A 26418-nucleotide genomic window follows, 5' to 3' on the forward strand; every position below is an offset into this window, starting at 1 on the left:
CACTAGCAAGCTAGAAATCCAGCGCACCCCCCGAAAGTGCAGAACGCCGACTCCCCCGCAAAGGAGAAGTCGGCGTCACAAAGAAAGAACAGAGAGTTAAACCTAGAACAGCGGCACGATGTAAACCGCCATCGCCACACAGAACAGCCAGGCCAGAGCCAGCAACTGCAGGGTACGATCCTCGAGGGCGATCTCGTCGGGCGCGCCGCCCTCACCGCGGTCAACGTCCGCGGCGTAACGCAGAATCGCGATGGTAAACGGCACCATCGAGACCTGGTACCACACGGCGGCCACACCAGACTCGACCGTCTGCGCCAGGCCAAAGCCCCACAGTGCGTAGCTCAGCACCACGGCGGTGGCGGCCAGAGTCCAAACAAAGCGCAGGTAGGTCGGGGTGTAGCTCTCCAGGGACTTACGGATCTTCGCGCCCGAGCGCAGCGAAAGCTTCAGCTCCGCGTAGCGCTTACCTGCCGCCATGAACAGCGAGCCGAACGCCGCGACCAGCAGGAACCACTGCGAAAGCAGGATAGAGGCAGCCACACCGCCGGCCATCGCACGCAGCATGAAACCGGAGCTCACCAGCGCAATGTCGATCACCGGCTGGTGCTTCCAGCCGAAGCAGTAGCCCAGCTGCAGCGCGATATACACCGCCACGACAATCGCCAGGTTCGTACCCGACGAGGCCAACAGCGAGCCACCAATCGCCGCAATGATCAGCACCACCGACATCGCGTACGCCAACCCCACCGGCAGCACACCCGCCGCGATCGGACGGAAGCGCTTGGTCGGGTGCGCGCGGTCGGCCTCCACATCGCGGGCATCGTTGATCAGGTAGATCGAGCTGGCCGCCAGGCAGAAGGCAATGAATGCGATCAGCACGTCCAGTAGTACGCGGCTGTGGAAGAGCAGCTCCCCGCCAGCAGCCGCAGGAGCCGCGATGACCAGCACGTTCTTGACCCACTGCTTCGGGCGCAGCGCCTTGATCATCGCCTCCGGCAGGTTGCGCGGCGGGCGCAGCTTCTTCGTTTCGGTGGCGGTGCTGGTCGCCTGGTTGGGATCTTCCAGCCCGGACGTGTGCGGCTCCGTGCCGATCAACGGCTCCGGCCGGCCGTTGCTAGGCTGTTCGCTCACTGACTCTTCTCCTCACTGTTTTTCTTTGTGACGCCCCCACGTCCCCCATCGACAACCCTGCGCACGGCGATGGCCGTGGCAGCGCCGATGCAGCTTCCGAGGGCGACGTCAGAGGGATAGTGTACGCCCAACACCATGCGCGACAGCGCCATCGCCGGGATGCCCACGAGGGGCAGCGCCCCGGTGCGGTTGTTCGCCGACTGGGCAAAGGCCACGAGGGCGGCGGTGGAGCTGGTTGCGTGCGAAGACGGGAAGCTGAGCTTCGAGGGAGTACCGACGCCGATCTTAATGCGCGGATCGTGCGGGCGGGGGCGGCGGATGATGCGCTTGAGCACCACACTGGCGGCGTGCGCCAGGAAGGCGCTGACGCCCACGGTCAGCCATCCGCGGCGTTCCGGCCCGTCGGCAGGCTTGCCTTGCGCGGCGGCCAGGCCGTAGCCCAGGGCGGCGGAACCCATCCAGCCGAGGGCATGCTCGCCGAAGTGGCTCATGCCCCGGGCGGTGGGCAGCACTCCCGGCTTGTCGGTCAGCTGCTTCTGCAGTGCGACCAGCAGGTCGGATTCGCCCAGCGGGTCGCCGCTTACGCTTGTGGCGCTCATTGTTTCTGCGTTGTCCTTAACTTCAGTAGCTTCGGTCTGGCTCGGTTTCAGTATGGGGCGTTAGTTTTCAGCCGCGCGCTCGGGCTCGAAGATCTGCGCCCAGCCTTCCCGGCTGGTCAGGTACGGGTGAGCGGCCCGGTAGGCATCGCGGAGCTCGTCGAAGCGGTCCGCGACCTGCTTCTGCAGGCGCATGGACTCCTGCGCCAACGCGAGCATTTGGCCGCGGTCGCGCTTGCGGTACACCACTCCCTTGCCATCGGCGGTGGTCACGGTCGCCCCGTCCACGCGGGAGAGGCTGAACCAGCGGGCTTCGATGGGCGGGAGGTTCACCTGCGGGGCGTGGTGATGGCGGGCGTCGGCAGGCTTGGCGTTGTTCAGCAGACCCTTGGCAAGCGTGACAATCTTGGCCTTCTTGCTCAGCGGAATGCGCGTGAGGTCGGCCGGTCCGCCCGTCGCGGCGGGCAGGTCGGTGGCCGACGGGATAACGACCGCGTCGGAGTAGTTCTTGCGCAGCTTCGCGATGCGCGGCAGAGAAGTCTCCAGGATGTCGAACAGCTGATCCGGACCAGCCAGGAAGTCCTTCATCGCCTCGTTCTGGATGGCAACGGTGGAATACTCCAGGCACAGCAGGTGCTTAGCGGTTGCCTTCGCCATCGAGGCAACGATGCCGCGCGGGCTGCCGTCGTGCTGGATCGCAGCAACAATCAGGCGGTTACGCAGGTGGAAGTATGCCTGCCAGTCGATGGCGTCGTCCTTATCGGACCAGGCCATGTGCCAGATCGCGATGCCCGGCCAGGAGGCCGTCGGGAAGCCAGCATCCTTCGCGCGCAGACCGAACTCGCCGTCGTCCCACTTGATGAACAGCGGGAGGGGCTGACCGATGGTTTTCGCGACAACGCGCGGGATCATGCACATCCACCAGCCGTTGTAGTCAACGTCGATGCGGCGGTGCAGATCCTTGGAGTTCTCCGAACTATTCGGAGTGCCGTAGCCCTTGCTCACCACGTCCCGGGCCACCGGCGCGATCGGCTGGCCTGCCGCGTTGTGGGCCGCACCATCACCCAGGTCACGCAGCGGGTGCTGGTAAAAGTCGTGGTCGTAGTGGGTGTGGGGCGCGGCGGTCCACATGAAGGAGCCCCGGTCGATGACCTCGCCCATGGTGTGCAGGTGGCTGCGCTCCTGCAGGTTCAGCATCTGGCCACCGATCAGCATCGGGGACTTCGCGTAGCGGGCGGCCGCCAGGGCGCGCAGCACGCTATCGGGCTCGATGGCGATGTCGTCGTCCATGTACAGGATGTACGGGCTGTTGGTGCCACGCTCCTCATGGAGGGCCTCGTACATGATGCGGGAGTAGCCGCCGGATCCGCCCAGGTTGCCCTGCTGCACGATGCGCAAACGGTCGCCGAAGTGCTCCGCAACCTCGTCGAAGTCCGGTTCGTCGGCGGGGTGCTTGTCGCCCTGGTCGGGCATGATGATGGCTTCGATACGGCCGTCGACCTCGGGGTCGGAAGCGAGTGCGTGAAGTGCTGCAACCGCGTCGGCCGGACGGTTGAACGTCGGGATGCCGATGGTGACGCTCGGCTCAGCGGCCGGCAGCGTCTCGTCTTCGAAGGTCTGCTCGCCGGCCTCGACGGTGGCGTACCAACCCGCGGAGTGCAGGCGGGTTTCCTTCTCGCAGGTCAGGTCGAACCAGATCCAGCCGCCGTCCTCGAAAGGAGCCAGGGAGACAGTGAACTCAGCGACACCGTGGCCGTTTTCGTCAGTTTCGATCTGGGCACCCTCGATGCCGATGCGGGAGCCATCGTACTTGGAGCGGTACAGGTCTACGCGAGCCTCACCAGTGATTTCGATGCGCAGCTTGACCTCGTCCAGCTGGGACCAACGGCGCCAGTAGGAGGCGGGGAAGGCATTGAAGTAGGTCTCGAAGGAGGTCTCGCTGCCCGCGGGCAGGATCGCTTCGGTGCGGGAGACGGCGTTGACGCGGCCGGGGGTGGTGGCCTCGTTCTCCACAAAGTACAGGGAGCGCACGTTGCGCGGTTCGCCACGCTTCGGCAGCAGGATGCGTGCTAGGCGGGTGGCGTCGACCCCATCGTTGGTATTGGCTTTCACTGGCTGAGCGTTCATTTGCTGAACACAGACCTCCGCGTAGGCATTAAAGACATTGGAATATATCCGATTATCCATGAAAGCCCGTCACAAGAGCTTGTGCGACACAGCCCCAGTTCAGCCCGAGTTAGCTAGGCCTCTACTTCAGACAACGAATCTAACTCTCGAGATTCCTGGGCTCCACGCCACGTAATAACGGCACCGGCCATCGCAATCAAAACGATGCCTGCCACCATGGACCAAGTGAGCTGATCGCCGGAAAAAGCCCAGCCCAGAATCGCGCCGATCACCGGGTCCAGGGCAAATAGCGTGCCAACGACCGCGGCCGAGACAATTCCAGCGGCAATCGTATCCACTACATAGGGCACAACGGCGCCGATAAAGCCAGAGATGACGATGATGCCCCACATCGTGGCGTCAATATGCGGCACCGCGGAGACAGAGAACGGCGCGAGCACGAGTGCGGCAACAACCACTGACAGCGCCAGATCGGGCATGCCACCGCCCTCGGTCTTGCCAACACGGGCGGCAAACAGCGTGTAGGCGCCGAAGAAAATCGCGCCGACCGCGCCGAATCCGATACCGACAATGTCCAGGTCATTGGAGGGCTGCGCGATCAGTGCAACCCCGACGAACGCGGCGATGGCCCACAGGCGGGAGCGCCACATGGTCAGTCCTAGAAAAGACACGACGCAGGGGCCAAGGAAGTCGATGGTAACGGCGACACCCTGGGGCAGGCGGGCGATGGCTGCGTAAACCATCATGTTCATCATGCCTATGGCGATGCCGTAGACCACGATGTTGAGGGCGCGGGCGCGCGTCATTCCGGACAGCTTCGGGCGGAAGATAACCACCATGATGATGGCGGCAGCGGTCATGCGCAGTCCCGATACGCCCGGCGCGCCGACCGTAGAAAGCATGTCCGTGACCAGCACCGCCGCAGCTTGGGTACCCAGGGACCCGACGAGAACCAAGAGGACCGGCGCCACTGGCAGGGCGAGGAATTTGCTCCCTCGCCGTGGCGACGCCTCTTGCTGGGTTGCCTTTGTTTGGGTTTTCTCACGCGACACCCGTGAAATATTAGTGCAGCCTCCTCTGACTGAAGGAACCGCGATCTAGCGACAAAATAGTAAAGATAGTAAAAATAGTAAAGATAGTAAGAGATAGTAAGGAGGCAAGGTGCCGTCCACTCCAGCTCGACCCAAGAACCCCTTCACCGCAACAGTCGGAAAAACGCCGCTAGTTCTCGCAGGACGCGATGAATACCTCCGCGACTTCGACACCGCCATCCAAGATGGCCCCGGAAGTCATGAACGTATCTCCATCATCACCGGCCCGAGGGGGATCGGCAAGACTGTTCTGCTAAATGAGTTCGAAGCAGTTGCGAAAACCCATTCGTGGCACGTCATCTCTGAAACCACGACCCGTGGTTTCAACGACCGCATCCGCGACCGCGCCTTCAACCTCCTACAGGATCTTTCCGACGAACCCAAGCGTCGCCTCTCCGGCATCAATCTCTCTTACCTCGGCTTCGAGACCGAGGCTATTCCCTCCTTTTCGCCCACACCGACGTTGAGGTCGGTACTCGAAGAGCTTTTCGACCGACAGGCTGAGCTTGACGCCCGACTCAACCAAGAACCAGTCGGCCTGCTGATCACCTTGGACGAGCTGCACTACGCACACATGGACGAGATCATTGAGTTCGGGACAACCATTCAACATCTCGTCCGCGAAGACCGGGAGATTGCGATTGCGATGGCTGGCATTCCTGGTGCTGTGAAACCACTTCTTGCCGCTGACGAAGGTCGTAACCCTGTGACCTTCTTGCGTCGCGCGAACAAAATTGAAACCGGAATGGTGCCGTTTGAAGAAGTACACACTGCACTTGATAAGACCACCGAGCAGGTCGGGGTCTCTTGGACCCCGCAGGCACTCGACAACGCAACTAAGGCGACCGGTGGCTACCCCTTCATGATTCAGCTAGTTGGGCAACACGCTTTTCGTAACTACACCGGCGACGCGATCGACGAAAAAGCTGTATCTCGCGGAATTGGTGACGCCCGGAGAAAACTCGGACAGCTCGTGCACGAGCCTTCGATTGCGGATCTGTCTGAGGTCGACCGGACTTTTCTCATCGCAATGTCGACCGACGATGGCCCCTCTCGCATGTCGGACATCGCGACTCGAATGGGCGTAGACGCGCAGTACGCGGGAAACTACCGCAAACGCCTCATTGATGCAGAGATGATCCGCCCAACGAGCCACGGGTTCGTCGATTACGAGCTGCCGTATATGCGGGAGTATTTACGCTCCCACCACGCGACCGATGCAATGGAACAGTTCTCCATCTGGCCGGAGTAGGAACGCCTCCAAAGCGCCGCCCCCCCGATCCCAGCCCTAGTGCCCGCGCTCCTGCTCCAGCGGCTCGCCCGACTCGAAGTACGGAGCCAGCTTGTTGTCGTACATCGACAGCGCCGCTCCGATAGCCATGTGCATGTCCAGGTACTGGTAGGTGCCCAGACGCCCGCCGAACAGCACCTTGTTCTCCGCAGCCTCCGCCGCGGCCAGCTTGCGGTAGGCCTCCAGCTTCTCGCGGTCTTCCGGGGTGTTAATCGGGTAGTACGGCTCGTCGCCCTCCTCCGCGAAGCGGGAGAACTCCTTCATGATGACCGTCTTGTCCTTCGGGTACTTGTCGCCCCGCTCCGGGTGGAAGTGACGGAACTCGTGAATGCGGGTGTACGGGAACTCGGCATCGTTGTAGTTCATCACCGGAGTGCCCTGGAAGTCTCCGGTGTTCAGCACCTCGGTTTCGAAGTCGAGGGTGCGCCAGCCCAGGTGGCCTTCGGCGTAGTCAAAGTAGCGATCCAGCGGGCCGGTGTAGACAACCGGCGCGTCCGGGTTGGCCGCGCGGATCTCGTCGCGGATCTCGAACCAGTCGGTGTCCAGGCGTACCTCGATCTTCTCGTCGGCAGCCATGTTCTCCAGCCACGCGGTGTAGCCCTCCACCGGCAGGCCCTCGTAGGTGTCGTTGAAGTAGCGGTTGTTGAAGGTGTAGCGCACCGGCAGGCGGGAGATATTAGAGGCCGGCAGTTCCTTCGGGTCGGTCTGCCATTGCTTGGCGGTGTAGTCGCGCACGAAGGCCTCGTATAGCGGGCGGCCGATCAGGGCGATGCCCTTTTCCTCGAGGTTCTTGGCCTCTGCCGGGTCCAGCCCGTCGGTCTGGTCCTTAATCAGCTGGCGGGCCTCGTCCGGGCTGTAGTACTTGCCGAAGAACTGGTTGATCAGTCCCAGACCCATCGGGAACTGGTAGGCGGTGCCCTTGTGCATTGCAAACACGCGGTGCTGGTAGTCGGTGAAGTCCGTGAACTGGTTGACGTAATCCCACACGCGCTTGTTGGAGGTGTGGAACAGGTGCGCACCGTACTTGTGGATCTCGATGCCCGTCTCCGGCTCAGCCTCGGAGTATGCGTTGCCGCCGATGTGGGAACGCTTCTCCACCACCAGCACATTCTTGCCGGCCTGGGTTGCCGCGCGCTCGGCCACGGTGAGGCCGAAGAAGCCGCTGCCGACAACGATGAGGTCGTAGTTCTGTCCGCTCTGTGTCTGCTCAGTCATGCTTGCCAGGTTACCGCGCTAACTCACTGTTTTTTGGTCATGACGCCACCTCGGTGTGCCGCCCGGTGCAGCGATTTCAGGCAAGCGGTTCTTTAAACCCGGCCCAGTCGGGCAGCTCCTCCACCCACTCCCCTAGCCAGGCTTCCGCGAAGCCGAGCATTCCGGTGTTCCACATCACCCAGAAGATGCCGCTGAAGACCACGGCGCAGCCCGCCAGGAAGCCCACGCCGATGAAGCTCTTGGTCGCCGCCCCCTGCCGCTTCCAATACTCCTCGAAGCTGTCGTATTTCCGTAGTCCCCAATCCAGCAGTCGGTTGGGCCAGGCCATCTCGAAGGAGAGCACGCCGATGCCGAAGAACAGCATGAACCAGCCTGGCCCGGGAGTGGGGATAATGAGGATGCCGCCGACCACCAGCAGCCACCCTATGAGCAGCGTCAGCGGGCCGACCAGGAATCCATAGCTGCGCTTCTTCAGCCCCTCGTGGCGCACCTGCAGCTGGGCTACCTTCCGACGTACGTTTTCGCTCAGCTTGGACATGACTGCCTAAAACCACCGTTCGAGGACGGTAGCCACGCCGTCCTCATCGTTCGTCTGGGTGACCTCGTCGGCGATTTCCTTCAGCGATTCCTCGGCATTGCCCATCGCCACGCCGTGCCCCGCCCAGGTAAGCATCTCCGTGTCATTGGGCATGTCCCCGAAGGCAATGGTCTGTGCGGCCTCCACGCCGATCTGTGCGGCAATCCATTCCAGCGCGGAGCGCTTGGAGATCCCGGCCGCCGCGACCTCCACCAGGCCCCCTTCATAGCTGTAGGTGGCTTTCGCCTGGGTGGCGTCAATAAAAGGGCGCACCGCGGCAAAGAGCTCGGCCGAGGTTCGATTGGGGTCCCGGACCAGCAGCTTTACCACGGGCGTGGCGGCGAGCTCTTCGAGGGACTGGACGGCATGCTCGGTGGAATCCCATGCGTGGTCGTAGCCGGGAGAGACGGAAAATAGCTCGTCGGCGCGGTCGAAGGCGCTGGTTCCCGCGCGCTCGACGGCGAAGCCGACTCCGGGGACAGACTCGCTGAGTTGTGCGATGAGAGCCTGGATGAGGTCGGGTTCGAGGGTCGCGGCGTGCACGATCTGATCCCGGTCGGCGTCATAAATAATTGCGCCGTTGGCGCAGGCACAGACGGGCCGGACAGGCAGCTGCTCGAAGACGGGCATCAGCCAGCGCGGCGGGCGGCCGGTGGCGATGGTGAAGACGGTGCCTTGGCGCAGCATCGAATTCACCGCACGGCGCATGCGCTCCGAGACTCGCTCCCTACTGTTGAGCAGGGTGCCGTCAACGTCGCTGACCACCAGCAACGGGGAATCCTGCATCGCTCGGGCCTACTTTTTGCGCAGACGGTTGATGCGCTGGCGCAGCGGCACCAGGATCTTGTTGATGCCCGTGGCCTGCTCGCGTTCGCGAGCCTCGGCGGCGGCGCGACGCTCGGCTTCGGCCTTCTCCTTGGCGCGCTTCTCCTTGCGAGCCACGGCATCGGCACGGTCCTGGACGGTAGCTTCCTCCAGCGTCGGAGCGACTCCGCCGAGGGCGGCCGGAACCCAGAATTCGCCCTTGGGCATGGGGCCGAAGCGCTCCTCCCAACGCTGGCGGGTCAGGTCCATCTGCTCGACCATGGTCTGGTGTAGTCGCTCGGTGGTGGCCTGTGCATCCTCGGTGACCTCGACCGGCTTGCCGACGGTAATCACCAGCTGGGTTTCCTTCGGCCGCCAAATCGGCTTGCGGCCTTTCGTCCACACGCGCTGGGAACCCCAAATGGTCAGCGGGATCAGGGGCACGCCAGCCTGGTAGGCGATGCGTGCGGCGCCCTGGCGGAACTCCTTGATCTCGAAGGATCGAGAGATCGTGGCCTCCGGGAAGATACCCACCAGGTCGCCGGCCTTCAGCTGCTTGATGGCCTGATCCACCGAGGCTTGGCCGTCCGCACGGTCGACCGGGATGTGGTGATAGGAACCCATGAGCGCACCCACGCCCTTGACGTCGAAGATCTCCTTCTTCGCCATGAAGCGCACCACGCGGCCGCCGCGAACGTGCGCCGGGACGCCGCCGTAGGTGAAGTCCCAGTAGCCAGTGTGGTTAACGGCGATCATGGCCGGACCGTCTGCGGGGATGTTTTCCGCGCCGTAGACCGCGCAATCTAGGTGCTGCATGTAGCGGAACCACAGCTTGGCGATGCCGATCGTCGGAAAGCCGTAGGGGAATTCCTTGGCTTCCTTGTGGCCGGTGATCTTGGGCTGGTAGCCATCGGGGAAGCTGAAGCTATCGAGCAACGACATGGGTGGCGGTTACCTCTCCTGGGTACTTGGAAACTGTGGCTCAACCAGCGCGCGGGGTCGCACGCTGGGCCGAGTCGGCGCTTTAGGCGCCGGATTCGCTGAGCTATTTGCTGGGCTTCAGAATATCTTTACCAACGAAAGGACGCAGCGCCTTCGGCACAACCACGGAGCCGTCGGCCTGCTGGTGGTTCTCCAAAATAGCCACCAACCAGCGGGTTGTCGCCAGCGTGCCGTTCAGGGTTGCGGCGGTCTGCGCCTTGCCGTCGGCATCGCGGTAGCGGGTCTTCAGGCGGCGGCCCTGGAAGGTGGTGCAGTTGGAGGTACTGGTCAGCTCACGGTAGGTCTGCTGAGTCGGGACCCACGCCTCCGTATCGAACTTGCGGGCCGCCGAGGAGCCGAGGTCGCCGCCGGCGACGTCGATCACGCGGTAGGGCACCTCGATGGCCGCCAGCATTTCGCGCTCCATGGCCAGCAGCTCCTGGTGCAGCTCCGTGGCCTCCTCCGGCTTGCAGTAAACGAACATCTCCACCTTGTCGAACTGGTGGACGCGGATGATGCCACGGGTGTCCTTGCCATAAGAACCAGCCTCGCGACGGAAGCAGGAGGACCAGCCGGCGTAGCGCAGCGGACCGTTAGAGAGGTCGATGATCTCCTCGGAGTGGTAACCGGCCAGTGCGACCTCGGAGGTGCCGACCAGGTACATGTCGTCTTCCTCCAGGTGGTAAATCTCATCGGCGTGGGCCCCCAGGAAACCGGTGCCGGACATAACCTCGGGGCGCACCAGCACCGGCGGGATCATGAGCTGAAAGCCGTGCTCCACGGCCTTCTGGGCAGCCAGCTGCAGCATGCCCAGCTGCAGCAGCGCACCGTCGCCGGTGAGGAAGTAGAAGCGAGCACCGGAAACCTTCGTACCGCGCTTCATGTCGATTAGCCCCAGGGATTCGCCCAACTCGAGGTGATCCTTCGGCTCAAAGTCGAACTGCGGCGGCTCGCCCACCACGTCGAGGGTGACGAAGTCCTCCTCGCCACCGGCCGGCGCGCCTTCCTCCACAATGTTGGAGATCTGCATCTGCAGGTCGTAAACGGCCTGCTCGGCGCTGGACTGGGCCTCCTCCAGCTTCTTGACTGCCTCGGCCTTCTGCTTGCCCTCCTCGCGCAGGGCCTGCTTCTCCTCGTCGGAGGCGGAGCGCATCTTCTGCCCCATCTCCTTGGAGAATGCCTTCTGTTCCGCACGGGCCGCGTCGGCGGCGCTGATGGCCTCGCGGCGCTGCGTGTCGGCCTCCAGCAGCTGGTCGATCAGCGCCGGATCCTCCCCACGAGTGCGCTGGGATTCACGGGCTACATCGGGGTTATCGCGCAGAAACTTCAGATCAATCATGGTGCTTAGCTTAGCCGGTTCGCCCTCGTAGTTGTCTGCCCAGTTCCCCCCTATGGCACAACCCCTACTAGACTGGCCTCACAATTAGAGTCCAATACTGTCGAATACACGAATACAGCCGAAACCCGAAGCAGATTTAGAGCGAGCCCATGACCACCAGCGAAGCGAAAACCCGCCGCAGAGCACGCAGCCTCACCATCGCATTGTTCTCCGCCCTGTGCGGTGGTGTCAGCGCCGCTGCGTTCGCCTTCGTCGCCCCCGAAGGCAGCACCCCGCTGGTACCGGCCGATGAAAAGCAGGGGCAGCACGTGAACAACACCACGTTCACCGAGGCCAGCAACGGCGACTGCGTAAATTGGAAGCCCGGCCAAGACGGAGTGAACTCCAACTTCGCCACCGTCGATTGCGAACAGCCCCACCGCTTCGAGGTCAGCTCCCGCGAAGACCTCGGCCAGTACCCCACCAGCGAGTTTGGCCCATCCGCAAAGCAGCCGGACTTGAAGCGTCAAGAAGAATTGACCAACGAGCTATGCACCGGACCGACGATGCAGTACCTCGAGGGCAAGCTCGACCCGGAGGGGCGCTACTCCATTTCTCCGATCCTGCCCCCGCAATCCGCGTGGAACGACGGCGATCGCACGATGCTGTGCGGCGTGATGGTTCCGGACGCCACCGGCCGCACCACCGAGACGACCGGTTTTGCGGCAAAGCAGGATCAGTCGCGCTACTTCGAAAAGGATCGTTGCGTACGTGCCGATGGCGACCTAACCAACGAAGTTCCGTGCGAGGAGAAGCACGCCTGGCAGGTGACCTCCGTGGTGAACCTCGGCGAGGAGTTCCCTGGCGCCTGGCCGGATACGAAGAAGCAGAATGAGTTCCTGAACAAGGTCTGCACCAAGGCGGCGCAGGATTACCTGGGCGGCGACGATGCGCTGTATAATTCCACGCTCACACCGTTCTGGACCACGCTGCAGCGCCAGTCCTGGGATGCTGGGTCGCGCACCGTGAACTGCGCCTTGACGTTCGGTCGCCCCGGCGGCGGATTCGCCACCCTCGTCGGCGATGTGCGCAGCGAATTCACCATCGACGGCCACCCGCCGAAGACCCCGCCGAAGCGCAACCCGCTGCGCCGGGATGCAGGCTCCGAAAATGCTGACAATGCTGGCGCTCCCGACAACGCCGGCAACCCCGGCGCCGATGCAGCACCAGAGGGCGGCACCCCGGCCGCAGAGGCCCCGAACGCCAACCCAGCCCCGGCGCCGTAGGTGGATACTCCCCATGGCCATCGAAGTTTCCCCCGAGCGCTTCGAAGAGCTCGTTGACCTCGGCCTTCGGCGCATCCCCCGCGAGCTGTTGGATAACGTCAGCAACGTCGCCATCGTCACCGAGGACTACAACCCCGAAAGCCCGGACATCCTGGGTCTCTACGAGGGCATCGCGCTGACCGAGCGCACCTCCGAGTACACCTCTGCCCTGCCCGACAAGATCACGATTTACCGCTACGCCCTCGAGGACATCTGCGACAACGAGGAAGAGCTAGTCGAACAGGTCGCCATCACCGTCATCCACGAGCTCGGCCACCACTTCGGCATCTATGACGACCGCCTGCACGAACTCGGCTGGGGCTAGAGCGTCGCCGCGCCCCACCCCAGCACTTCGAAAGAGCCCTCCAGGCTATCGAGCACCCCGGAGCGCGCCGCCGTTGTCTCGACCCTGTTCGTTTCTGTTTTATTTTGTGACGCCCCAGGCCGGCCCACCGCAACGTCTGCCAACTCGGCAATGTTGTCTGGCACGCGCAGGGTAATGACGTTGCCGTTGGCCAGGTAGTGCATGAAAGCCCACTCCGGATCCACCCCACCCAGGAAGCGGGCGACCAGGCGGATCACGGCACCGTGGCTGACTAGCGCAACATCGGTGGGCTCAGCGCCGTTCTGTACTGCCTCCCGGTTCGCCGCCTCGTTGTCGGCCAGTGCGACCAGCAGCGTGGCCAGGTATTCGCGCAGCACCTCCGCGCCAGACAGACCGCCGGGCACGACCTTGTCGACTCGGCCGAGCATCCAGGCACCCAGGATGGAGTGGTAGGCCTCGTGAGAGTCCTCGTCGTTCTTCATCTCGTACTGCCCGGCGGGAATCTCGGAGACCCGCGGCAGTCGCTGCAGCGCGGCGTGGATGTGATCCGTCGCGCGGGCGGAGGCGGTGGCGTCATCTAAAGATCCCCCGCGGGAAAAGCCCGCAGGAACGATCTCTCCGCCGAAGGCACCGGCCAGTCCCACGGCCGTTTGCTGCGCACGGGCGGCAAAGGAGGAGGCGATCTTCAGGCGCTGGGTGCGCTCGGTGAGCCAGTGGCCGGCCTCGGCGGCCTGCTCCCAGCCCAGCTCGGTGAGGTCGGCGCCGGGTAGCGCTGTATCCAGGGCGTGGATGGCGTTGGAGGTCGTCTGGCCATGCCTGACCAGGAAAAGACGTGTCGATTGTGCCATTGCCTAGCTACCCTTCTGGCCGCTCTTGAGTTCCTCAATCCATCTACTGGATTCAGCGTAGTTCGGCGGGGCACTGCCCGCATGGCGATGCAGCGGATGGCTGGTGGATTCCGCGACCGGCAGAGCCTCCGCCGAGGGCCAGCTGCCCAGGAAGCGCACGTCCTCCGCGCGACGGTACAGGCCAGCCAGGGCTTCGGCCACGGCGGCGTCCTCGATGTGGCCGACGATGCCGATGTGGAAGACGTAATTACCGTTGGCCGCGCCCTCACCCTTTTCCCCAGTACGGCGGGGGCGGGAGCCGATGCGCGCCATGTCCACCTGGCGGGTGGACAGCTCGGCGATCGCATCCAACAGGCTGGAGGGCACGTTCGGCAGCCAGAGCACCATGCCACTGCGATCGTTGCCGGTGCGCTCGGTGGGCTTGCCGGGGTTGCCGACCAGGATGAAGCGGGTCTGGGCGCCGGCGACATCGGCCACCCCCTCGGCCACGGCGTCCAGCTGGTGGATCTCCCCCGCACGGGCCGGTGCTGCGGCGGCATCCGCCTGGCCGGCCTTCACTGCGGCCGCGGCCGCACCGTTACTGGAGGCGGGGACGAAGGAAACGTCAGGCAGGTTCTCCGCCACCCAGTTGCGCACCTGCGCCTCGGCGACGGGGTGGGTGGTCAGCGTCTTGATGTCCTCGAGCTTGGTGCCGGGGCGCACCAGGATAGAGAACACCACCGGTACGAGCACCTCGCGGTAGATCTGCAGCGGCTTACCGTAGGTCAGCGCATCTTCCGTCTGCGAGACCGGACCGTCCACGGAGCTTTCCAACGCCACGCAGGCGAAGTCGGCCTCGCCGTCGCGCACCATGTCCAGCGCCACCCGTGGGGAGGCGACGGGAATCTCGGTGGCGCCCTCCGGCACTGCGCCGAGCTGCTTAAACTGCTTCAGCGCCTCTTCGGTGAAGGTCCCTTCGGGGCCGAGGAACGCTACGCGCCCAAAAGAATCATTTGTGGAACCACTCATGCAACGCAGTCTAGTGGAGAACCCCACCAGGGATTCCCTGCCATTCTCGGAGACTAGGCTTCCCGGGCTATATCCCGGGTATATCCTTGGGAAGCAATGAACCGCACGCCCGACCAGCCCAGCACTTTTGCCGCCCGCCTCGCCCGCGCCCGGCGCGATACTGGGCTCAGCAACGCACAATTGGGCGTGGCCCGCGTCTACGACAACCCCCACAGCTACGACTTCCTGCGCAGTCACCCGGATCTCCCCCTCGGCGGCGAAGAGGTGCTGATCAAAGACCTGCAGCAGGTGGCGGGCGAGGTCACAACCATGGGGTCGGTCCACCACAGCTTCGTGGCCAACTACCACGACACGACCGCCCACCGCCTGCTGGTGGGCGGGGCCACGCTGGTCGGCGCGTCTTCCTCCGCGGAGTACGGCACCACCGCCTATACCGAGCCCGTCGGTATGTCCCAGCCCGTCAACCCGCTGAATTCCGCGATGATGGTCGGCGGTTCCTCCGGCGGGGCGGCCACGGCTGTCGCCCGTGGATTGGTGAACATCGCCCACGCCACCGACGGCGGCGGTTCCATCCGCATCCCCGCGGCCTGCTGCGGGCTCGCCGCGTTGAAGCCCGCCCACAACCACCGGTTCGGCTCTTTTACACCGGTCGCTCAGGGTTTTATCGCCTCCGACCTGCCCACCACTGCCCGCGCTTACGGCCTGCCCGAGCCGGATATGGACACGCTGCACCTCGAGCCCGCCCAATCGCCACAGCCTCTGCGCATCGGCTATACCAACCAGCCCTTCCACACTCGCAGCGTTGTCTCCCCGGAGATCGCCGCCGCCACCGCCGCGGCCACAGCTCTGGCCACCACGCATCCGCGCGTCGAGTCCGTAACCCAGGCGCCCGCACCCTATCCCCCGGCCACCTTTCAACTCTTCCGCGACCTCATCGCCGCCCGCTGCGCGGATCTGCCGGGCACACTATCGCCCATTACTACCTGGCTGCGCGACGAAGGCCGCCAGGTGCCGAAATGGCGGCGTCAACAGTTAGAAGAACAGATAGTCGGGCTAGACCCACAACGGGCGTGGCCACACTTCGATGTGATCGCGACCCCGACCCTCGCCTGCGCCCCGCCACCTCCCGGGGCGTTTTCGCAGCTCACGCCCGCCGATAACTTCTGGGCGCAGACCGCCTGGACCCCGTGGGGCACCCTGTGGAACCTGACGGGATGGGCGGCCGTCACGCTGCCGCTCGTCGCCCCCGAGCGCGTGCCCGGCCGCTGGCCGATCGCCCTGATGCTGGGTGCGGTCGGCAATCGCACGAACGCCGCGACGCTGCTTTCCCTCGCTGCTTTCCTTATGGACGCCGCCTCGCGCCTGCCCGCCGAAAGCCTCAGCGTTGCGGTTCCGGGCGATATAGAGGCCCTGGATTTCCGCGCCAAGCCCGACAACAGCCACAGCCACAACCACAGCCACAACAGCCATGAGCACTAGCACCAGCGACCGCACGGCACTGCGGTGGGAACTGCTGCTTGTCCTGGGCATCACCTTCGGCACCTCTGGGTTACGCGCCATCGCCCGGCTAGTGGAGGCAACCGTCAGCCCGGAGGCACTCAACGAGCAAAAAGCTACCCTCAACCAGGCACAATCGGTGCTGCCCTGGCTGGATCCGATTCTGCAGCTGCTGTCCAGTGGTGTGCTCTTCGCCTGGGGCGGGTTAGCGATATTCCTGCTGCTACGGCACCTGCCCACCCCGGCGCTGGTACGCAGCTGGCGGCTTCGGGGCCGCGACTGGCTGCACGGGGCGGGGCTGGCCGCGATCATCGGACTACCGGGGCTGGCGTTTTATCTCGGCGCGGTGCACCTGGGGCTATCGAAACAAGTCGTGCCCACGGGCCTGGACGAATCCTGGTGGCGGATTCCGTTGCTAATTCTGAACTCCTGGGCCAATGGATTCGCCGAGGAACTGGTGGTCGTGGCCTGGCTCAGCACGCGACTGCGGCAGCTGCGCATCAGCTGGGCGTGGGTGTTCGCCGCCAGCGCGCTGCTGCGGGGCAGCTACCACCTCTACCAGGGGTATTCCGCCGGTCTGGGCAACATCATTATGGGGGTCATCTACCTCTGGTACTTCAAGCGAACCGGGCGGATCTGGCCCCTCGTCATCGGCCACGGGCTGATCGATACCGTCGCATTCGTCGGCTACGCTGTGCTGTTTTAGTGCACAGTTGGGCCCTTCGAGCGCCGCTGTACCACTGCATTGACGCCAGCTATGTCCCCGGAACCCGTTATTATTGTCCCCATGAATTCTCGCGATAATTTCGGCCCCCGCCGCCCCGCCAACAATTCCGGCGGCGCGGACGGTGCCGGGGGTATGGAGATCGCCCGGGATCGTCACGGCAAGCCCATCCTGGATCGCTACGGGCGGCCGGTACGTAAGGGCGTCATCCCTCCGAGCAACAACGAGCCCAACGGACCAACCGAGTCCACCGGGCGCAAGGAGCCCCAGCGCCGCGAGATCCCGAATCAGCCCGAAGGACCGCGCTACCGCCGTGCCGAGCCGCTCCCGCCACGCGATGCCAACCCCGATGCCAACCGGGGTTACCAGCCGCAGCCGGGCCAATATCAGGGTCAGTATCCGGGCCAACAGCCCCAACAGGGGCAACCTTTCGGCGAGCCGCAATTCGGCGGCTACCCCGAGCGTTCCGGCAGAGGCCGCGCTGGCAGGGGCGAGCCCCCGCGCCCCACTCGGCGCCCCCGCGGGCGGGCTACTCCGCGGCCGAGGAAGCGCAAGCGCTTCGGCTTCTTCAAGGCGCTAGGTCTGCTGCTGGCCATCGTGCTGGCGTTCAGCATCGGCGCGGCCGTGTGGATCGATACGAAGCTCCAGCGCATCGACGCCCTACAGGATTACGACGGTCGCCTGGGGAACACCTCCGGAACCAACTGGCTGCTAGTTGGCTCGGATTCCCGTGCCGGGCTGAGCCAGGAGGACGCCGACCGTCTGATGGCCGGGGAGCTGGATGAATCGGTGGGGCGCACAGACACGATCATGGTGGTGCACATCCCCCGCTTTGGCGGAGACGCGACCATGCTCTCCCTGCCGCGCGATAGCTGGGTGGACATCCCGGGCTACGGGCAGAACAAGCTCAACCAGGCGTTTTCCCTCGGCGGCCCGGCACTGCTGCAGCAGACCGTGGAACAGGCGACGGGCATCCACCTGGACCACTACGCAGAGATCGGCTTCGGCGGATTCGCCAATGTTGTCGACGCAGTCGGCGGCGTGGAAATGTGCCTGGACGAGCCGCTGGATGACCCGATGGCGGGCATCAACCTGCAGGCCGGCTGCCAGGAACTCGATGGGCCGACCGCGCTGGGGTACGTGCGCTCCCGCTACGCCTCGGCGCAGGGAGACCTGGACCGCGTGGAGCGCCAGCGCAAGTTCCTGGCCGCGCTGTCCAATAAGATCAAGTCCCCCGGCACCCTGCTGAATCCGTTCAAGAACTTGAAGGTCGCGGACGCCCTCAGCGCGAACATGAAGGTCAACGAGGGCGACCACGTGTGGAACCTCGCCTCGCTAGGCCTGGCAATGGCCGGCGGCGCGAAGCAGGAGACCGTGCCGATCGCTGGCTACGAAAACACTTACGCCGGCAACGTCGCACTGTGGGACGAAGCCGGCGCAGAGGAGATGTTCGCGGAGCTGCGTTAACCAGCTGCTAACCAGCCGCTACTAGCGGATGGTTACCTCGCGGGACTGGATGGTCTGCTTGGCCTTCTGCTCGTCGGCAGTCAGCGGAGCATCCTTGGCCAGGGCTTCTGCGATCTTCGGATCCAGAGCCTCCAGCCCCTCCTTCCAGGAAGCGGACTCGCGGCTGCGGTCCAGGTCCCACACCGGAACCAGGATGCCGTGGGTGCGGAACACTCCGGCGAACTTGGAGCCCTCGCCCAGGTGCAGTTCACCAGCGGCGTGCAGGCGGGCCAGAGCGTTCAGCAGCTCCTCCTCGCCCTCCTGGCGAACCCAGCGGATGTGCGCCTTGTCGGACGGATCAATCCACCATGCGGCGCCCTTGATGTCCGCCTCCACGCGCTCAGACGGCAGCACGGACTCGTTGGCGCGCTGCAGGGTAGCGGCGATCTGCGGGTTGTTGCGGTTATCCTCGGTCAGCCACCAGGCGAAGTCCTGGGCGACGGTGATCTCCGAGGCAGCGTCCTTGTTCAGGATGTCCGCCAGGGCGGGCTCGGTGCCGTCGGCCACGCCGACCTCCAGGGACTGGCCCGGCTCGGCCTGCTTTACCCAGTTCAGGGCGAATGCCAAGTCACGGTTCGGGTTGTCACCGCGGCGCTGGGTCTGCAGTGCGACGAAGGCCTCGCCGCCGTCTTCCTCCGAGCGGCGCAGTGCTGCGACCGCACCCGGCAGGACGGTAACGATGGAGATCTTGTGCTCCGCGTCCTTCACGTCGGCAACGAAGTGCGCCGAGGGGACGAATTCCTGCAGGGCGATCAGGTCGGCCTCCATGGCGAAACCATCGAAGGGGCGCGGGTCCTTCTGCAGCTTCGCGCGTTCCGCGGCGCGGGCAGCGAGCTTCGCCTGGCGGCGGCTCATGCCCTCGGGCAGGTTCTCTTGATTCTTTTTCTTCTTAGCCACGGTCGTTAATTGTACCTGGCTGCACCAAGGAAAATGCAGCAGCACTAGTTTCTCTAGCTGCTCCCAGCTTGTCCAGCCCCAGCTCGCTGTCGCGCCACATCCGCGCCCGCCCGGGGTAGTTCGTCGCCAGCCAGGTCACGCCCTGCCGCGCAGCCCACCGCACTTCGTCCTCCTTGTCGGCGGTCCACACGTAGGTTCCATCGCCAAAGCGGCCGATGATGTCGGGGCGAATCCGACCGCGCGCGACCGACAGGCCGTGGGCGTCCACAACATGCAGCGCCTCAAGCCCCGGGTTGAGCATGCGCTGGTACTCGCGCCGCAGCAGAATGCGGTGAACCGCCGGGTTGATCATCTTGAAGCGCACCAGCGATTGCGGGCTGAAGCTGATCAGGTGCACATGCGCGCTCTCCGCCAGGTGCGCCCGCTGCAGTTCGTAGTGCAGGGCGTGCTCGACCTTGGGCCCGTAGCGGTTCGGGTGCTTGGTCTCGATAAAGATGTCTTTTTTTAGTGACGCCCCCTCTCCAGCGCCTGCCGCCCCAGCCCTCTGGCTATGCTCCTGCCCGGCGTCGATGCGCGAGGAATTCACGTCGTTAAAGAAGGTCAGAAGCTCGCGCAGAGTAAGCACCTGCGCGGGCTCCTCGGGAGTGCCGACGTTCAGCTCCCGCAGCTGCGCCAACGTCATCTCACTGACCACGCCGTTGGATTTCGCGGGCTTGTCCACCGCCACTCGGTCGATGGTGCGGTCGTGCAGGCAGACGAGTTCCCCGTCGCGAGTCAGGCGGATGTCGCATTCGAAGCCGTCCGCTCCCCTTTGCTCGGCCAGTTCATAGGCTGCCAGGGTGTGTTCTGGGCGTTCCTTGGAGGCTCCGCGGTGGGCGACAATTTTCATACCCTCTATTTTTAGTGCGCCGGCGTGCAACCGGCATCCGCTCACGCCCGACAGCCTCCAAGTTTCACTTATTGTTTACTTAAATCAGCCCCGCTTCGCCCATCACCTTGCGCAGCACGTTCGCGGAGTGATCAAACCTCTCCTTTTCTTCGGCGTCCAGCTGCAGCTCCACGGCGTGGCGCACGCCCTGGCGGTTAATCACCGCGGGGGTGCCGATGTAGATGTCCTCGAATCCGTACTCGCCCTGCAGCAGGGTGGAGATCGGCAGCACGACATCCTGGTTGCTGAACACCGCCTGGGTGATGCGCGCCAGCCCCATACCGATGCCGAAGCTGGTGGAGCCCTTGGCCTGGATGATCTCGTAGGCCGCGTCGCGGGTCTTCACGAAGATCTCGTCGACGTCCTCGTCGGCAGATTCACCCATCTTCTCCAGCCGGTGATGGATGGAGGTGCCCGCCACCGAACCGGCGGATAGCACCGGCAGCTCGGTATCCCCGTGCTCGCCGATTACGTAGGCGTGCACGGAGGTCGGCGCGAGGTCGAAGTAGCGGCCCAGTGCATAGCGGAAGCGCGCGGTATCCAGAATCGTGCCGGAGCCGATCACGCGGCTGGAGTCCATACCGGAGAACTTCCACGTCGCGTAGCTCAGGATGTCCACCGGGTTGCTGGCGACCAGGAAGATGCCGTTGAAACCGTGTTCCATCACGTCGCCGACGATCGTCTTGAAGATTGCGGTGTTCTTGGCAACGAGGTCCAGTCGAGTCTCCCCCGGCTTCTGCGCCGCGCCCGCGCAGATGCAGACCATCGCGGCGTCGCGGCAGTCCTCGTAGGTGCCGACCGTCACGCGGGTGTTGTGATGCGACCACGGCACTGCGTGGTTGAGGTCCTGCACGTGGCCCCAGGTCTTGCGCTCGTCCAGGTCGATGATGGCCAGGTGGTCGGTCAAACCCTGGTTGACCAGGGTGTATGCGTAGGCGATGCCGACGTCGCCCGCGCCGATGAGAACGATTTTGGAGCCGGGGGTCGGTGGTGTGGTGGCGCCGTTGGTGTCGCCGGTGGTGTCATTGTGCGGTTGTGGAGCAGTCATTGTGGCCTTCTTCCTTCTGGTTGCCCTGTAGGTGCCTTCGTTCTTTATTGACGCCCACGGCCAGCATAGCGCTGTGTCCAGACACGCTCACCACATGATTTTCTGACCGTTGAACTTTTGATACGTGGCGTCCATAACTAATAAGTTCCTAAGAGAAAACCTTGCAGGAACCATATTTTCGCGCCACACTTGTTGTCATAAGCACTTCCGACGTGTGAAAGGAATTTTAGAAACTATGACTAAGTACGAACTTCCCGAGCTGGATTACGCATACGACGCTCTGGAGCCCCACATCTCCGGCGAGATCATGGAGCTGCACCACACCAAGCACCACCAGAATTACGTTAACGGCGCTAACGCTGCCCTCGAGAAGCTGGAGGCTGCCCGCAAGGATGGCTCCATCGCTGGCGTAGTTACCGCACTGTCCAAGGATCTAGCTTTCAACCTGGGTGGCCACACCAACCACTCCCTGTTCTGGAAGAACCTCTCCCCGAACGGTGGCGGCGAGCCGACCGGCGAGCTGGCTGAGGCTATCAACCGCGACTTCGGCTCCTTCGAGGCATTCCAGGAGCACTTCAACGGCGCTGCTCTGGGTCTGCAGGGCTCCGGCTGGGCAGTCCTGGGTTACGACCACATCGCTGGCCGCCTGGTTGTCGAGCAGATGACCGACCAGCAGGGCAACCTGTCCATCAACCTGACCCCGCTGCTACTGCTGGATATGTGGGAGCACGCTTTCTACCTGCAGTACAAGAACGTTAAGGCAGACTACGTGAAGGCTGTCTGGAACGTCTTCAACTGGGACGAGGTTGCAAAGCGCTACGAGGCTGCCCAGAAGTAGCCCAGAATTAAGCTGCATCAAGGGGCGCCCTCGTAGGCGCTTCCCCAGCACTGAAAACTAAATAGAGCTGGCCCTGTATCAGCGCCGGAAGCATCTTCCGGCCATTTGATACAGGGCCTTTTGCGTCCCCAGAAATGTAGCTCCAGAACGCACCCCTAGAAACGCAACGGGCCCGGCGAACGGTTTCTTAAACGAGCACTCACTCACTTCACGCGCTCGATTGGACTTTCGCAGCTGGCTCACAAGTCAACTACACACCCACCTGAGATTGGAGAAGAACCATGAAGGCTCAAGTACGAACCATCCGTTCCAACCACTCCCCCGATTCCCAGCGCACGCGCGGTGGTCGCCGCACCCGTCAGTTTGGTGCCGTGGTCGCCCTGACTGGCCTGCTGCTGGGCACCGCAGCCTGCGGCGACGACGGCAACGATGAAGGCGCTCCCGCTGCATCTGCAACCTCCAACGCGGAAACCGCGGACGCTGGCTCCGCCGACAAGGGCGAAGCGCCTAAGGAAGGCAACAACCAGAACGCAGAAGGTGCGAACACCGAAAACGCCGCGGTGCCAAACCCCGCTGAAGGCGAGGACGCCGAAGGCGACGCTAACGAAGGTGGCGCCGACGGCGGTAACCAGGACTGCTCCGAACAGCCAGACTCCCCAGAGATCACGAACAACATCAGCAAGCTGCCGCCGAACCAGTTCGGCTGGAAGCCCACGGGCGAGTCAAACTACAACCCCTGCAACGACCTCAGCTACGCGCTGATCACCCAGGCGCAGCAGGGTAACAGCCAGTTTGCGACCCAGCTGATGCTCTTCCATAAGGGCAAGTACATCGGCGTTGGCTCCGACACGGTTCAGCAGACGGAGATCCTCTCCGCCACGGATTCCTCCGTCACCGTGCGCATGCGCGACTGGGAGGCACTGCAAGAGTCCGGCGAGGCCAACGCGCAGGCCCCCAACTACTACTCGGACGTCACTTTCCGTTGGAACGGCAGCAAGGTCGTGCCAGAGGGACGCATTCCGAACCAGAACCTCTCCAAGTAGGCTCGCAGTCGCTGGCTCGCTAGTCCCCTAGTACCCCGACGGGGCAACTCACGCCGTTAGGCCCGTGGTTGCAGTACCCGTCGGGGTGCTTGTGTAGGTACTGCTGGTGCTCGTCCTCGGCCAGGTAGTACTGCCCGTCGCCAATCTCCGCTAGCTCGGCAACCTCCGTGGTGATCTCCCCGAAGCCCGCGTCGCTAAAGCGCTGCTGCCAGCCTGTGATGGCCTGCCGCACGCGCCCCAACTGCTCGGCATCCTGCGTGTACACACACGAACGGTACTGCGTGCCCACGTCATTGCCCTGCCGGTCGCCCTGCGTCGGGTCGTGGTTCTCGAAGGCGATCTGCAGCAGTTGCTCCAAGCTCACCGCGGCGGCGTCGAAAACAACCCGCACCACCTCGGCGTGGCCGGTCCGCCCGGTGCATACCTCGCGGTAGGTGGGGTTCGGAGTGTATCCGCCCGCGTAGCCCACGGAGGTGCCCCACACTCCGTCCACGCCCCAGAACATGCGCTCCACACCCCAGAAGCAGCCCAGACCCAGGACGATCTGCGCGGGTTGCTCCAGCCCGTCGGCCTCGGCCCAGTAGCTATCCTCCAGGCCGGTCAGCGGCGTGCCCAGAACCACGTTCGGCTGCGGGTTCTCCAGCACGGGCGTGCGTCCGCCCTTCAGCGCGTCCTCCGGCCCGACCCTTTCGGCCCGGTACGGCCCCTGGCTGTTGAGCGCCATGATGCGTTCGAAGAAGTTCGTCATGTCTTGTCCCTTTTTCTTCTTGACTGCTTAGTGACGCCGCAGCTCCCGCAAGCCCGGCGCGCCCCTGCGCAGCCACGCGCGAACCGCCGAGGTCGCCACGCAGTCGTCGGCGTTGTAGCGCTCCAGCTTACGCCTGGCCGCCTGCGCCGTACTGCGGGATCCGCCGATGGCCTGCTCAAACAGTTCCACCGCCGCCTTGCCGTTGATGCCCGCCTGGCTGAATTCGACCCCCGCCAGCGGAGCGATCGTCTTTAACCCCAGCGAGTCCGTGGGCGCCAGCGCCTTCTTCACCAGGCCGAAGCAGTCGCACCAGTGCTCGGAGGCGATGAAGGCATTCACCTCCTCCAGCGTGGGCATGGTCACCTTCACGTTGGTGCCCGCGACCGCGTAGCGGCGCCCGCCATAGCGCTCGGCGGCGTGGCGCAGCCAGTAGTTTTCCCCTTGCGCGGCATACACCCACACCTGGAAGTTCTTTCCGTTCTCCAGGGCGCGGTCCTTCTGCGATTGCATCCAGTGCCAGAACTCGGCTACGTGTTGGCCTTCGTCGCCTTCCCGGCTGAAGTCTCCGAACCCGATGTAGCGCGAGCCGTCGAAGGTACCCCAGAGGAACGTGCCGCGGTTGGGGTGGGCCTCCATGTCCACGTCGATCTCCACCCAGTCACGCAAGCCCCCGACGGCGTTGCGCGCGCTACCGCCCCAGAGTTCCGGCTGCTCTTGCCAGTTCTTCTTCGGGCGGCGAAGGGCCACTTGCCCGTCCATCCAGGCCTGTGCCAGCTCTGACTGTTCCCCGTTCCCGGAGGCCGCCAGCTGCGGCAGGGTCTCGACCCCCTTCTCCCGCCACTTGCGGGCCTTGTCCCCCGGCAGCAGCAGGCTGATCTCCTGGCTCTGCAGCAATTGGGCCCGGCAGTGATTATGAAACTCGCAGGTCTGGCATTCCTTGATTCTGCGTGGCTTGGTCGGGATCGGTTCCTCCAACGCGGCCTGCAGGCCGGGGAGGACGGAGGGGGCGTCAAAAAAGAAACAACGTGGCCTGCCCGGCCCGGCGCGACCGATCAGTGCGACGGTGCTGGCGGCGAAGCCCCATTGCCGCAGTACGACGTGGGCGATGGCCACCTTTTGGGCGTCCCCGGCGGCGGCGCGATGGCGGAAGTCAATCGGCGCCGGCACCGCCAAACCCAGGGCGCTAATGTCCGTCACCCGGCAATCCGCCATCTGCGTGGCTCGCGCGCGGCGCGCCACAGAGTGTGAGGAGATCGCGACGGGCGTGTACTGCATAAACTCGTCGACCCCCTTGCCACGGTCCGCGCGGACGAGCAGGTCCAGCTCCACCCGGAAAGGCCCTTCGGCCAGCACGGGGCGGGTGATCAGCCGAGCACCGGAAGCCAGCGCTTCCAGAGTCTGCTCGACGGCGGTGTCGGGCTCGCTAGGGTCGATATCCACCCTCGTGGGGAACACTTTGTCGCCGATCCGCGGCTTGTTTGGCAGGCGCCGAAATACCTGCTCCCGCCGGAGCGCGGCGTTGGCTTTGTGCTGAACGGCCTCCACGTAGGCCTCGAGGTCCTGTGCAATGTGGATGCGCGGGGTGACGGGTGGTTCCTGCTGTTCCTTGTGACGCCGCAATACCGCACGGTGGCGGCAGCCCACGAGGTCGCTAGGGCCGAGCGGCGGAAGATCTTCAGGCAGGCTCACAATAGTTTCTAAGCCTAGCGCGTCCCCCGGACAGGCAGCGCGCCTCCCCAGAAGGTTGAGTGCCCAAAAAGTTAAGCCTCCTCCCCGGGGTGTCGGAGTACAGTGAAGCAAGTACAGTAAAGATGTTTCTTAAGTAATCTGGTTGAACAGTAAGACAGATCAAGACAGATCAATTCGCATCGGAGTGACATGGGACTGCTCAGCGGTATGCGCAAGCGCCGTCAGGAAAAGAAGGCCATCGAGAAGGCAGCGAAGGTTCGCGCCAAGGCACAGGTAAAGGCCGACTCGAAGCTGGAGAAGCGCAAGGAGGCCTACCTGCGCAAGACGGCCAAGCAGGTGCGCAAGATGGATGCCAAGGAACTCAAGGCGCAGCGCAAGCACAACGAGAAGATGGCGAAGGCCTCGCTGGAGCAGATCAAGGCCGGTCGTTTCAACGCCAAGAAGGTGCTGAAGATCGCCGGCGCTGCCCGCGTAGCCGCCCCCTTTGCAATCCCGCTGTTCTACCGTGGCGCCACCGCCCTGCAGGAGGCCTCCAACAGCTCCGCGGCTCGCCGCAGTGGCCTGGCTACCAAGGCAACCGCCCAGTTCCCGGGCGATGGCGGCCTGCAGCAGGCGCGCATCAAGAAGATCCGCAAGTCCCTGGACGATGGCGTGCCGACCGGCTTTGCCAAGGACATCTCCGAGCGTATGGACGACCTGGATACGGCCGTCGAGAACTCCCGCTCCATGAACGACGGCCAGGCGAAGCGTGTGCTGCGTTCCGTATCCAACGAGCTGGATCTGGTGGAAGCCCAGATTAAGGCCAAGCGCAAGTAGGGCTTGGGGGGATCTCACCCAGCGAAACCCGTTTGCGCGTGGTTTTA

Annotated in this window: 25 protein-coding genes; 9 read left to right on the top strand and 16 right to left on the bottom strand. The window is 64.1% G+C overall.

Annotated elements, in window-relative coordinates; genetic code table 11:
- Window positions 1-102: 102 nt before the first annotated feature.
- The 4 genes from HMPREF3166_RS07020 to HMPREF3166_RS07035 all read right to left on the bottom strand — a co-directional run bounded on the left by HMPREF3166_RS07020 (window position 103) and on the right by HMPREF3166_RS07035 (window position 4906).
- Window positions 103-1131, bottom strand: coding sequence for a decaprenyl-phosphate phosphoribosyltransferase (locus HMPREF3166_RS07020; protein ID WP_035005858.1), 1029 nt, complete (start codon window positions 1129-1131; stop codon window positions 103-105).
- The gene (locus tag HMPREF3166_RS07025; protein ID WP_051901726.1) at window positions 1128-1730 is read right to left on the bottom strand and encodes a phosphatase PAP2 family protein; all 603 of its coding nucleotides are present in this window, start codon (window positions 1728-1730) and stop codon (window positions 1128-1130) included. Before HMPREF3166_RS07025 ends, HMPREF3166_RS07020 begins: the two co-directional genes overlap by 4 nt.
- Window positions 1731-1790: 60 nt before the next feature.
- Complete coding sequence (locus HMPREF3166_RS07030) at window positions 1791-3854, bottom strand: glycosyltransferase (protein ID WP_070488413.1); 2064 nt, start codon at window positions 3852-3854, stop codon at window positions 1791-1793.
- Window positions 3855-3967: 113 nt separating this feature from the next.
- The gene (locus tag HMPREF3166_RS07035) at window positions 3968-4906 is read right to left on the bottom strand and encodes an EamA family transporter (protein WP_083293841.1); all 939 of its coding nucleotides are present in this window, start codon (window positions 4904-4906) and stop codon (window positions 3968-3970) included.
- A gap of 109 nt (window positions 4907-5015) precedes the next feature.
- Here HMPREF3166_RS07035 and HMPREF3166_RS07040 point away from each other — a divergent pair, with 109 nt between their 5' ends.
- The gene (locus HMPREF3166_RS07040) at window positions 5016-6197 is read left to right on the top strand and encodes an AAA family ATPase (RefSeq protein WP_035005862.1); all 1182 of its coding nucleotides are present in this window, start codon (window positions 5016-5018) and stop codon (window positions 6195-6197) included.
- A 36-nt stretch (window positions 6198-6233) separates the two neighbouring features.
- On the opposite strand, the gene glf is transcribed toward HMPREF3166_RS07040, so the two are convergent.
- From glf to serS, 5 genes are all read right to left on the bottom strand, one after another.
- Window positions 6234-7451, bottom strand: a complete 1218-nt coding sequence (glf, locus tag HMPREF3166_RS07045) for a UDP-galactopyranose mutase (RefSeq protein WP_070488417.1) — start codon at window positions 7449-7451, stop codon at window positions 6234-6236.
- A 76-nt stretch (window positions 7452-7527) separates the two neighbouring features.
- A complete protein-coding gene (locus tag HMPREF3166_RS07050) occupies window positions 7528-7989 on the bottom strand; it encodes a TIGR02611 family protein (protein WP_070488419.1) in 462 nt (153 codons plus the stop codon).
- A gap of 6 nt (window positions 7990-7995) precedes the next feature.
- The gene (locus HMPREF3166_RS07055) at window positions 7996-8814 is read right to left on the bottom strand and encodes an HAD family hydrolase (RefSeq protein ID WP_070488420.1); all 819 of its coding nucleotides are present in this window, start codon (window positions 8812-8814) and stop codon (window positions 7996-7998) included.
- 9 nt (window positions 8815-8823) lie between these two features.
- On the bottom strand, window positions 8824-9774 hold the full coding sequence (locus tag HMPREF3166_RS07060; protein ID WP_070488422.1) for a lysophospholipid acyltransferase family protein: 951 nt from the start codon (window positions 9772-9774) through the stop codon (window positions 8824-8826).
- A 103-nt stretch (window positions 9775-9877) separates the two neighbouring features.
- Window positions 9878-11152, bottom strand: a complete 1275-nt coding sequence (gene serS, locus HMPREF3166_RS07065; protein ID WP_070488424.1) for a serine--tRNA ligase — start codon at window positions 11150-11152, stop codon at window positions 9878-9880.
- A 149-nt stretch (window positions 11153-11301) separates the two neighbouring features.
- Here serS and HMPREF3166_RS07070 point away from each other — a divergent pair, with 149 nt between their 5' ends.
- Both HMPREF3166_RS07070 and HMPREF3166_RS07075 read left to right on the top strand, forming a co-directional pair.
- Complete coding sequence (locus HMPREF3166_RS07070) at window positions 11302-12417, top strand: septum formation family protein (RefSeq protein WP_049049297.1); 1116 nt, start codon at window positions 11302-11304, stop codon at window positions 12415-12417.
- 13 nt (window positions 12418-12430) lie between these two features.
- Entirely contained in the window at window positions 12431-12781 is a 351-nt protein-coding gene (locus HMPREF3166_RS07075; RefSeq protein WP_070488426.1) for a metallopeptidase family protein, read from the top strand.
- Here the strand turns inward: HMPREF3166_RS07075 and HMPREF3166_RS07080 are convergent.
- Entirely contained in the window at window positions 12778-13629 is an 852-nt protein-coding gene (locus HMPREF3166_RS07080) for a histidine phosphatase family protein (protein WP_070488428.1), read from the bottom strand. The genes HMPREF3166_RS07075 and HMPREF3166_RS07080 overlap by 4 nt on opposite strands.
- A gap of 3 nt (window positions 13630-13632) precedes the next feature.
- Window positions 13633-14637 (bottom strand): prephenate dehydratase, encoded by a 1005-nt coding sequence (pheA, locus tag HMPREF3166_RS07085; protein WP_070488430.1) that lies wholly within the window; start codon window positions 14635-14637, stop codon window positions 13633-13635.
- 96 nt (window positions 14638-14733) lie between these two features.
- Between pheA and HMPREF3166_RS07090 the strand changes: the two genes are divergently transcribed.
- The 3 genes from HMPREF3166_RS07090 (at window position 14734) to HMPREF3166_RS10335 (ending at window position 18325) form a co-directional block, all read left to right on the top strand.
- On the top strand, window positions 14734-16116 hold the full coding sequence (locus HMPREF3166_RS07090; RefSeq protein WP_070488432.1) for an amidase family protein: 1383 nt from the start codon (window positions 14734-14736) through the stop codon (window positions 16114-16116).
- Window positions 16106-16840 (top strand): CPBP family intramembrane glutamic endopeptidase, encoded by a 735-nt coding sequence (locus HMPREF3166_RS07095; RefSeq protein WP_070488434.1) that lies wholly within the window; start codon window positions 16106-16108, stop codon window positions 16838-16840. Before HMPREF3166_RS07090 ends, HMPREF3166_RS07095 begins: the two co-directional genes overlap by 11 nt.
- Window positions 16841-16921: 81 nt before the next feature.
- Complete coding sequence (locus tag HMPREF3166_RS10335; protein WP_246816958.1) at window positions 16922-18325, top strand: LCP family protein; 1404 nt, start codon at window positions 16922-16924, stop codon at window positions 18323-18325.
- Window positions 18326-18346: 21 nt separating this feature from the next.
- Here HMPREF3166_RS10335 and HMPREF3166_RS07105 read toward each other — a convergent pair whose 3' ends face one another.
- The 3 genes from HMPREF3166_RS07105 to HMPREF3166_RS07115 all read right to left on the bottom strand — a co-directional run bounded on the left by HMPREF3166_RS07105 (window position 18347) and on the right by HMPREF3166_RS07115 (window position 21237).
- Window positions 18347-19219 (bottom strand): DUF5926 family protein, encoded by an 873-nt coding sequence (locus tag HMPREF3166_RS07105; protein WP_274707189.1) that lies wholly within the window; start codon window positions 19217-19219, stop codon window positions 18347-18349.
- Between the two features lie 34 nt (window positions 19220-19253).
- Window positions 19254-20150: a glycerophosphodiester phosphodiesterase family protein gene (locus HMPREF3166_RS07110; protein ID WP_049049288.1), complete on the bottom strand. Its 897-nt coding sequence runs from the start codon at window positions 20148-20150 to the stop codon at window positions 19254-19256.
- A gap of 79 nt (window positions 20151-20229) precedes the next feature.
- Window positions 20230-21237 carry an L-lactate dehydrogenase gene (locus tag HMPREF3166_RS07115; protein WP_141741145.1) on the bottom strand — a complete coding sequence of 336 codons (1008 nt, stop codon included), beginning with the start codon at window positions 21235-21237 and terminating at the stop codon, window positions 20230-20232.
- Window positions 21238-21472: 235 nt separating this feature from the next.
- On the opposite strand from HMPREF3166_RS07115, the gene HMPREF3166_RS07120 reads away from it, so the two are divergent.
- Window positions 21473-22075 carry a superoxide dismutase gene (locus tag HMPREF3166_RS07120; RefSeq protein WP_034984383.1) on the top strand — a complete coding sequence of 201 codons (603 nt, stop codon included), beginning with the start codon at window positions 21473-21475 and terminating at the stop codon, window positions 22073-22075.
- Window positions 22076-22356: 281 nt separating this feature from the next.
- The gene (locus tag HMPREF3166_RS07125; protein ID WP_035005905.1) at window positions 22357-23118 is read left to right on the top strand and encodes an LppP/LprE family lipoprotein; all 762 of its coding nucleotides are present in this window, start codon (window positions 22357-22359) and stop codon (window positions 23116-23118) included.
- 19 nt (window positions 23119-23137) lie between these two features.
- Here HMPREF3166_RS07125 and msrA read toward each other — a convergent pair whose 3' ends face one another.
- Together msrA and HMPREF3166_RS07135 are read right to left on the bottom strand one after the other, a co-directional pair.
- On the bottom strand, window positions 23138-23842 hold the full coding sequence (msrA, locus tag HMPREF3166_RS07130; protein ID WP_193393332.1) for a peptide-methionine (S)-S-oxide reductase MsrA: 705 nt from the start codon (window positions 23840-23842) through the stop codon (window positions 23138-23140).
- A gap of 51 nt (window positions 23843-23893) precedes the next feature.
- Window positions 23894-25555: a TM0106 family RecB-like putative nuclease gene (locus tag HMPREF3166_RS07135; RefSeq protein ID WP_246816959.1), complete on the bottom strand. Its 1662-nt coding sequence runs from the start codon at window positions 25553-25555 to the stop codon at window positions 23894-23896.
- Window positions 25556-25744: 189 nt separating this feature from the next.
- Between HMPREF3166_RS07135 and HMPREF3166_RS07140 the strand changes: the two genes are divergently transcribed.
- Window positions 25745-26371 carry a DUF6474 family protein gene (locus HMPREF3166_RS07140; protein ID WP_035005910.1) on the top strand — a complete coding sequence of 209 codons (627 nt, stop codon included), beginning with the start codon at window positions 25745-25747 and terminating at the stop codon, window positions 26369-26371.
- The last annotated feature ends 47 nt before the right edge of the window (window positions 26372-26418 follow it).

The sequence above is a fragment of the Corynebacterium sp. HMSC08A12 genome (assembly GCF_001807485.1).
GTDB lineage: Bacteria > Actinomycetota > Actinomycetes > Mycobacteriales > Mycobacteriaceae > Corynebacterium > Corynebacterium evansiae.

Bases quoted from the DNA above. Each gene is read 5' to 3' on its own strand.
- HMPREF3166_RS07025 (WP_051901726.1), bottom strand. From the start codon at position 1,730: ATGAGCGCCACAAGCGTAAGCGGCGACCCGCTGGGCGAATCCGACCTG.
- HMPREF3166_RS07030 (WP_070488413.1), bottom strand. From the start codon at position 3,854: ATGAACGCTCAGCCAGTGAAAGCCAATACCAACGATGGGGTCGACGCC.
- glf (WP_070488417.1), bottom strand. From the start codon at position 7,451: ATGACTGAGCAGACACAGAGCGGACAGAACTACGACCTCATCGTTGTC.
- HMPREF3166_RS07050 (WP_070488419.1), bottom strand. From the start codon at position 7,989: ATGTCCAAGCTGAGCGAAAACGTACGTCGGAAGGTAGCCCAGCTGCAG.
- HMPREF3166_RS07055 (WP_070488420.1), bottom strand. From the start codon at position 8,814: ATGCAGGATTCCCCGTTGCTGGTGGTCAGCGACGTTGACGGCACCCTG.
- HMPREF3166_RS07060 (WP_070488422.1), bottom strand. From the start codon at position 9,774: ATGTCGTTGCTCGATAGCTTCAGCTTCCCCGATGGCTACCAGCCCAAG.
- serS (WP_070488424.1), bottom strand. From the start codon at position 11,152: ATGATTGATCTGAAGTTTCTGCGCGATAACCCCGATGTAGCCCGTGAA.
- HMPREF3166_RS07070 (WP_049049297.1), top strand. From the start codon at position 11,302: ATGACCACCAGCGAAGCGAAAACCCGCCGCAGAGCACGCAGCCTCACC.
- HMPREF3166_RS07075 (WP_070488426.1), top strand. From the start codon at position 12,431: ATGGCCATCGAAGTTTCCCCCGAGCGCTTCGAAGAGCTCGTTGACCTC.
- HMPREF3166_RS07080 (WP_070488428.1), bottom strand. From the start codon at position 13,629: ATGGCACAATCGACACGTCTTTTCCTGGTCAGGCATGGCCAGACGACC.
- pheA (WP_070488430.1), bottom strand. From the start codon at position 14,637: ATGAGTGGTTCCACAAATGATTCTTTTGGGCGCGTAGCGTTCCTCGGC.
- HMPREF3166_RS07090 (WP_070488432.1), top strand. From the start codon at position 14,734: ATGAACCGCACGCCCGACCAGCCCAGCACTTTTGCCGCCCGCCTCGCC.
- HMPREF3166_RS07095 (WP_070488434.1), top strand. From the start codon at position 16,106: ATGAGCACTAGCACCAGCGACCGCACGGCACTGCGGTGGGAACTGCTG.
- HMPREF3166_RS10335 (WP_246816958.1), top strand. From the start codon at position 16,922: ATGAATTCTCGCGATAATTTCGGCCCCCGCCGCCCCGCCAACAATTCC.
- HMPREF3166_RS07105 (WP_274707189.1), bottom strand. From the start codon at position 19,219: ATGAGCCGCCGCCAGGCGAAGCTCGCTGCCCGCGCCGCGGAACGCGCG.
- HMPREF3166_RS07110 (WP_049049288.1), bottom strand. From the start codon at position 20,150: ATGAAAATTGTCGCCCACCGCGGAGCCTCCAAGGAACGCCCAGAACAC.
- HMPREF3166_RS07115 (WP_141741145.1), bottom strand. From the start codon at position 21,237: ATGACTGCTCCACAACCGCACAATGACACCACCGGCGACACCAACGGC.
- HMPREF3166_RS07120 (WP_034984383.1), top strand. From the start codon at position 21,473: ATGACTAAGTACGAACTTCCCGAGCTGGATTACGCATACGACGCTCTG.
- HMPREF3166_RS07125 (WP_035005905.1), top strand. From the start codon at position 22,357: ATGAAGGCTCAAGTACGAACCATCCGTTCCAACCACTCCCCCGATTCC.
- msrA (WP_193393332.1), bottom strand. From the start codon at position 23,842: ATGGCGCTCAACAGCCAGGGGCCGTACCGGGCCGAAAGGGTCGGGCCG.
- HMPREF3166_RS07140 (WP_035005910.1), top strand. From the start codon at position 25,745: ATGGGACTGCTCAGCGGTATGCGCAAGCGCCGTCAGGAAAAGAAGGCC.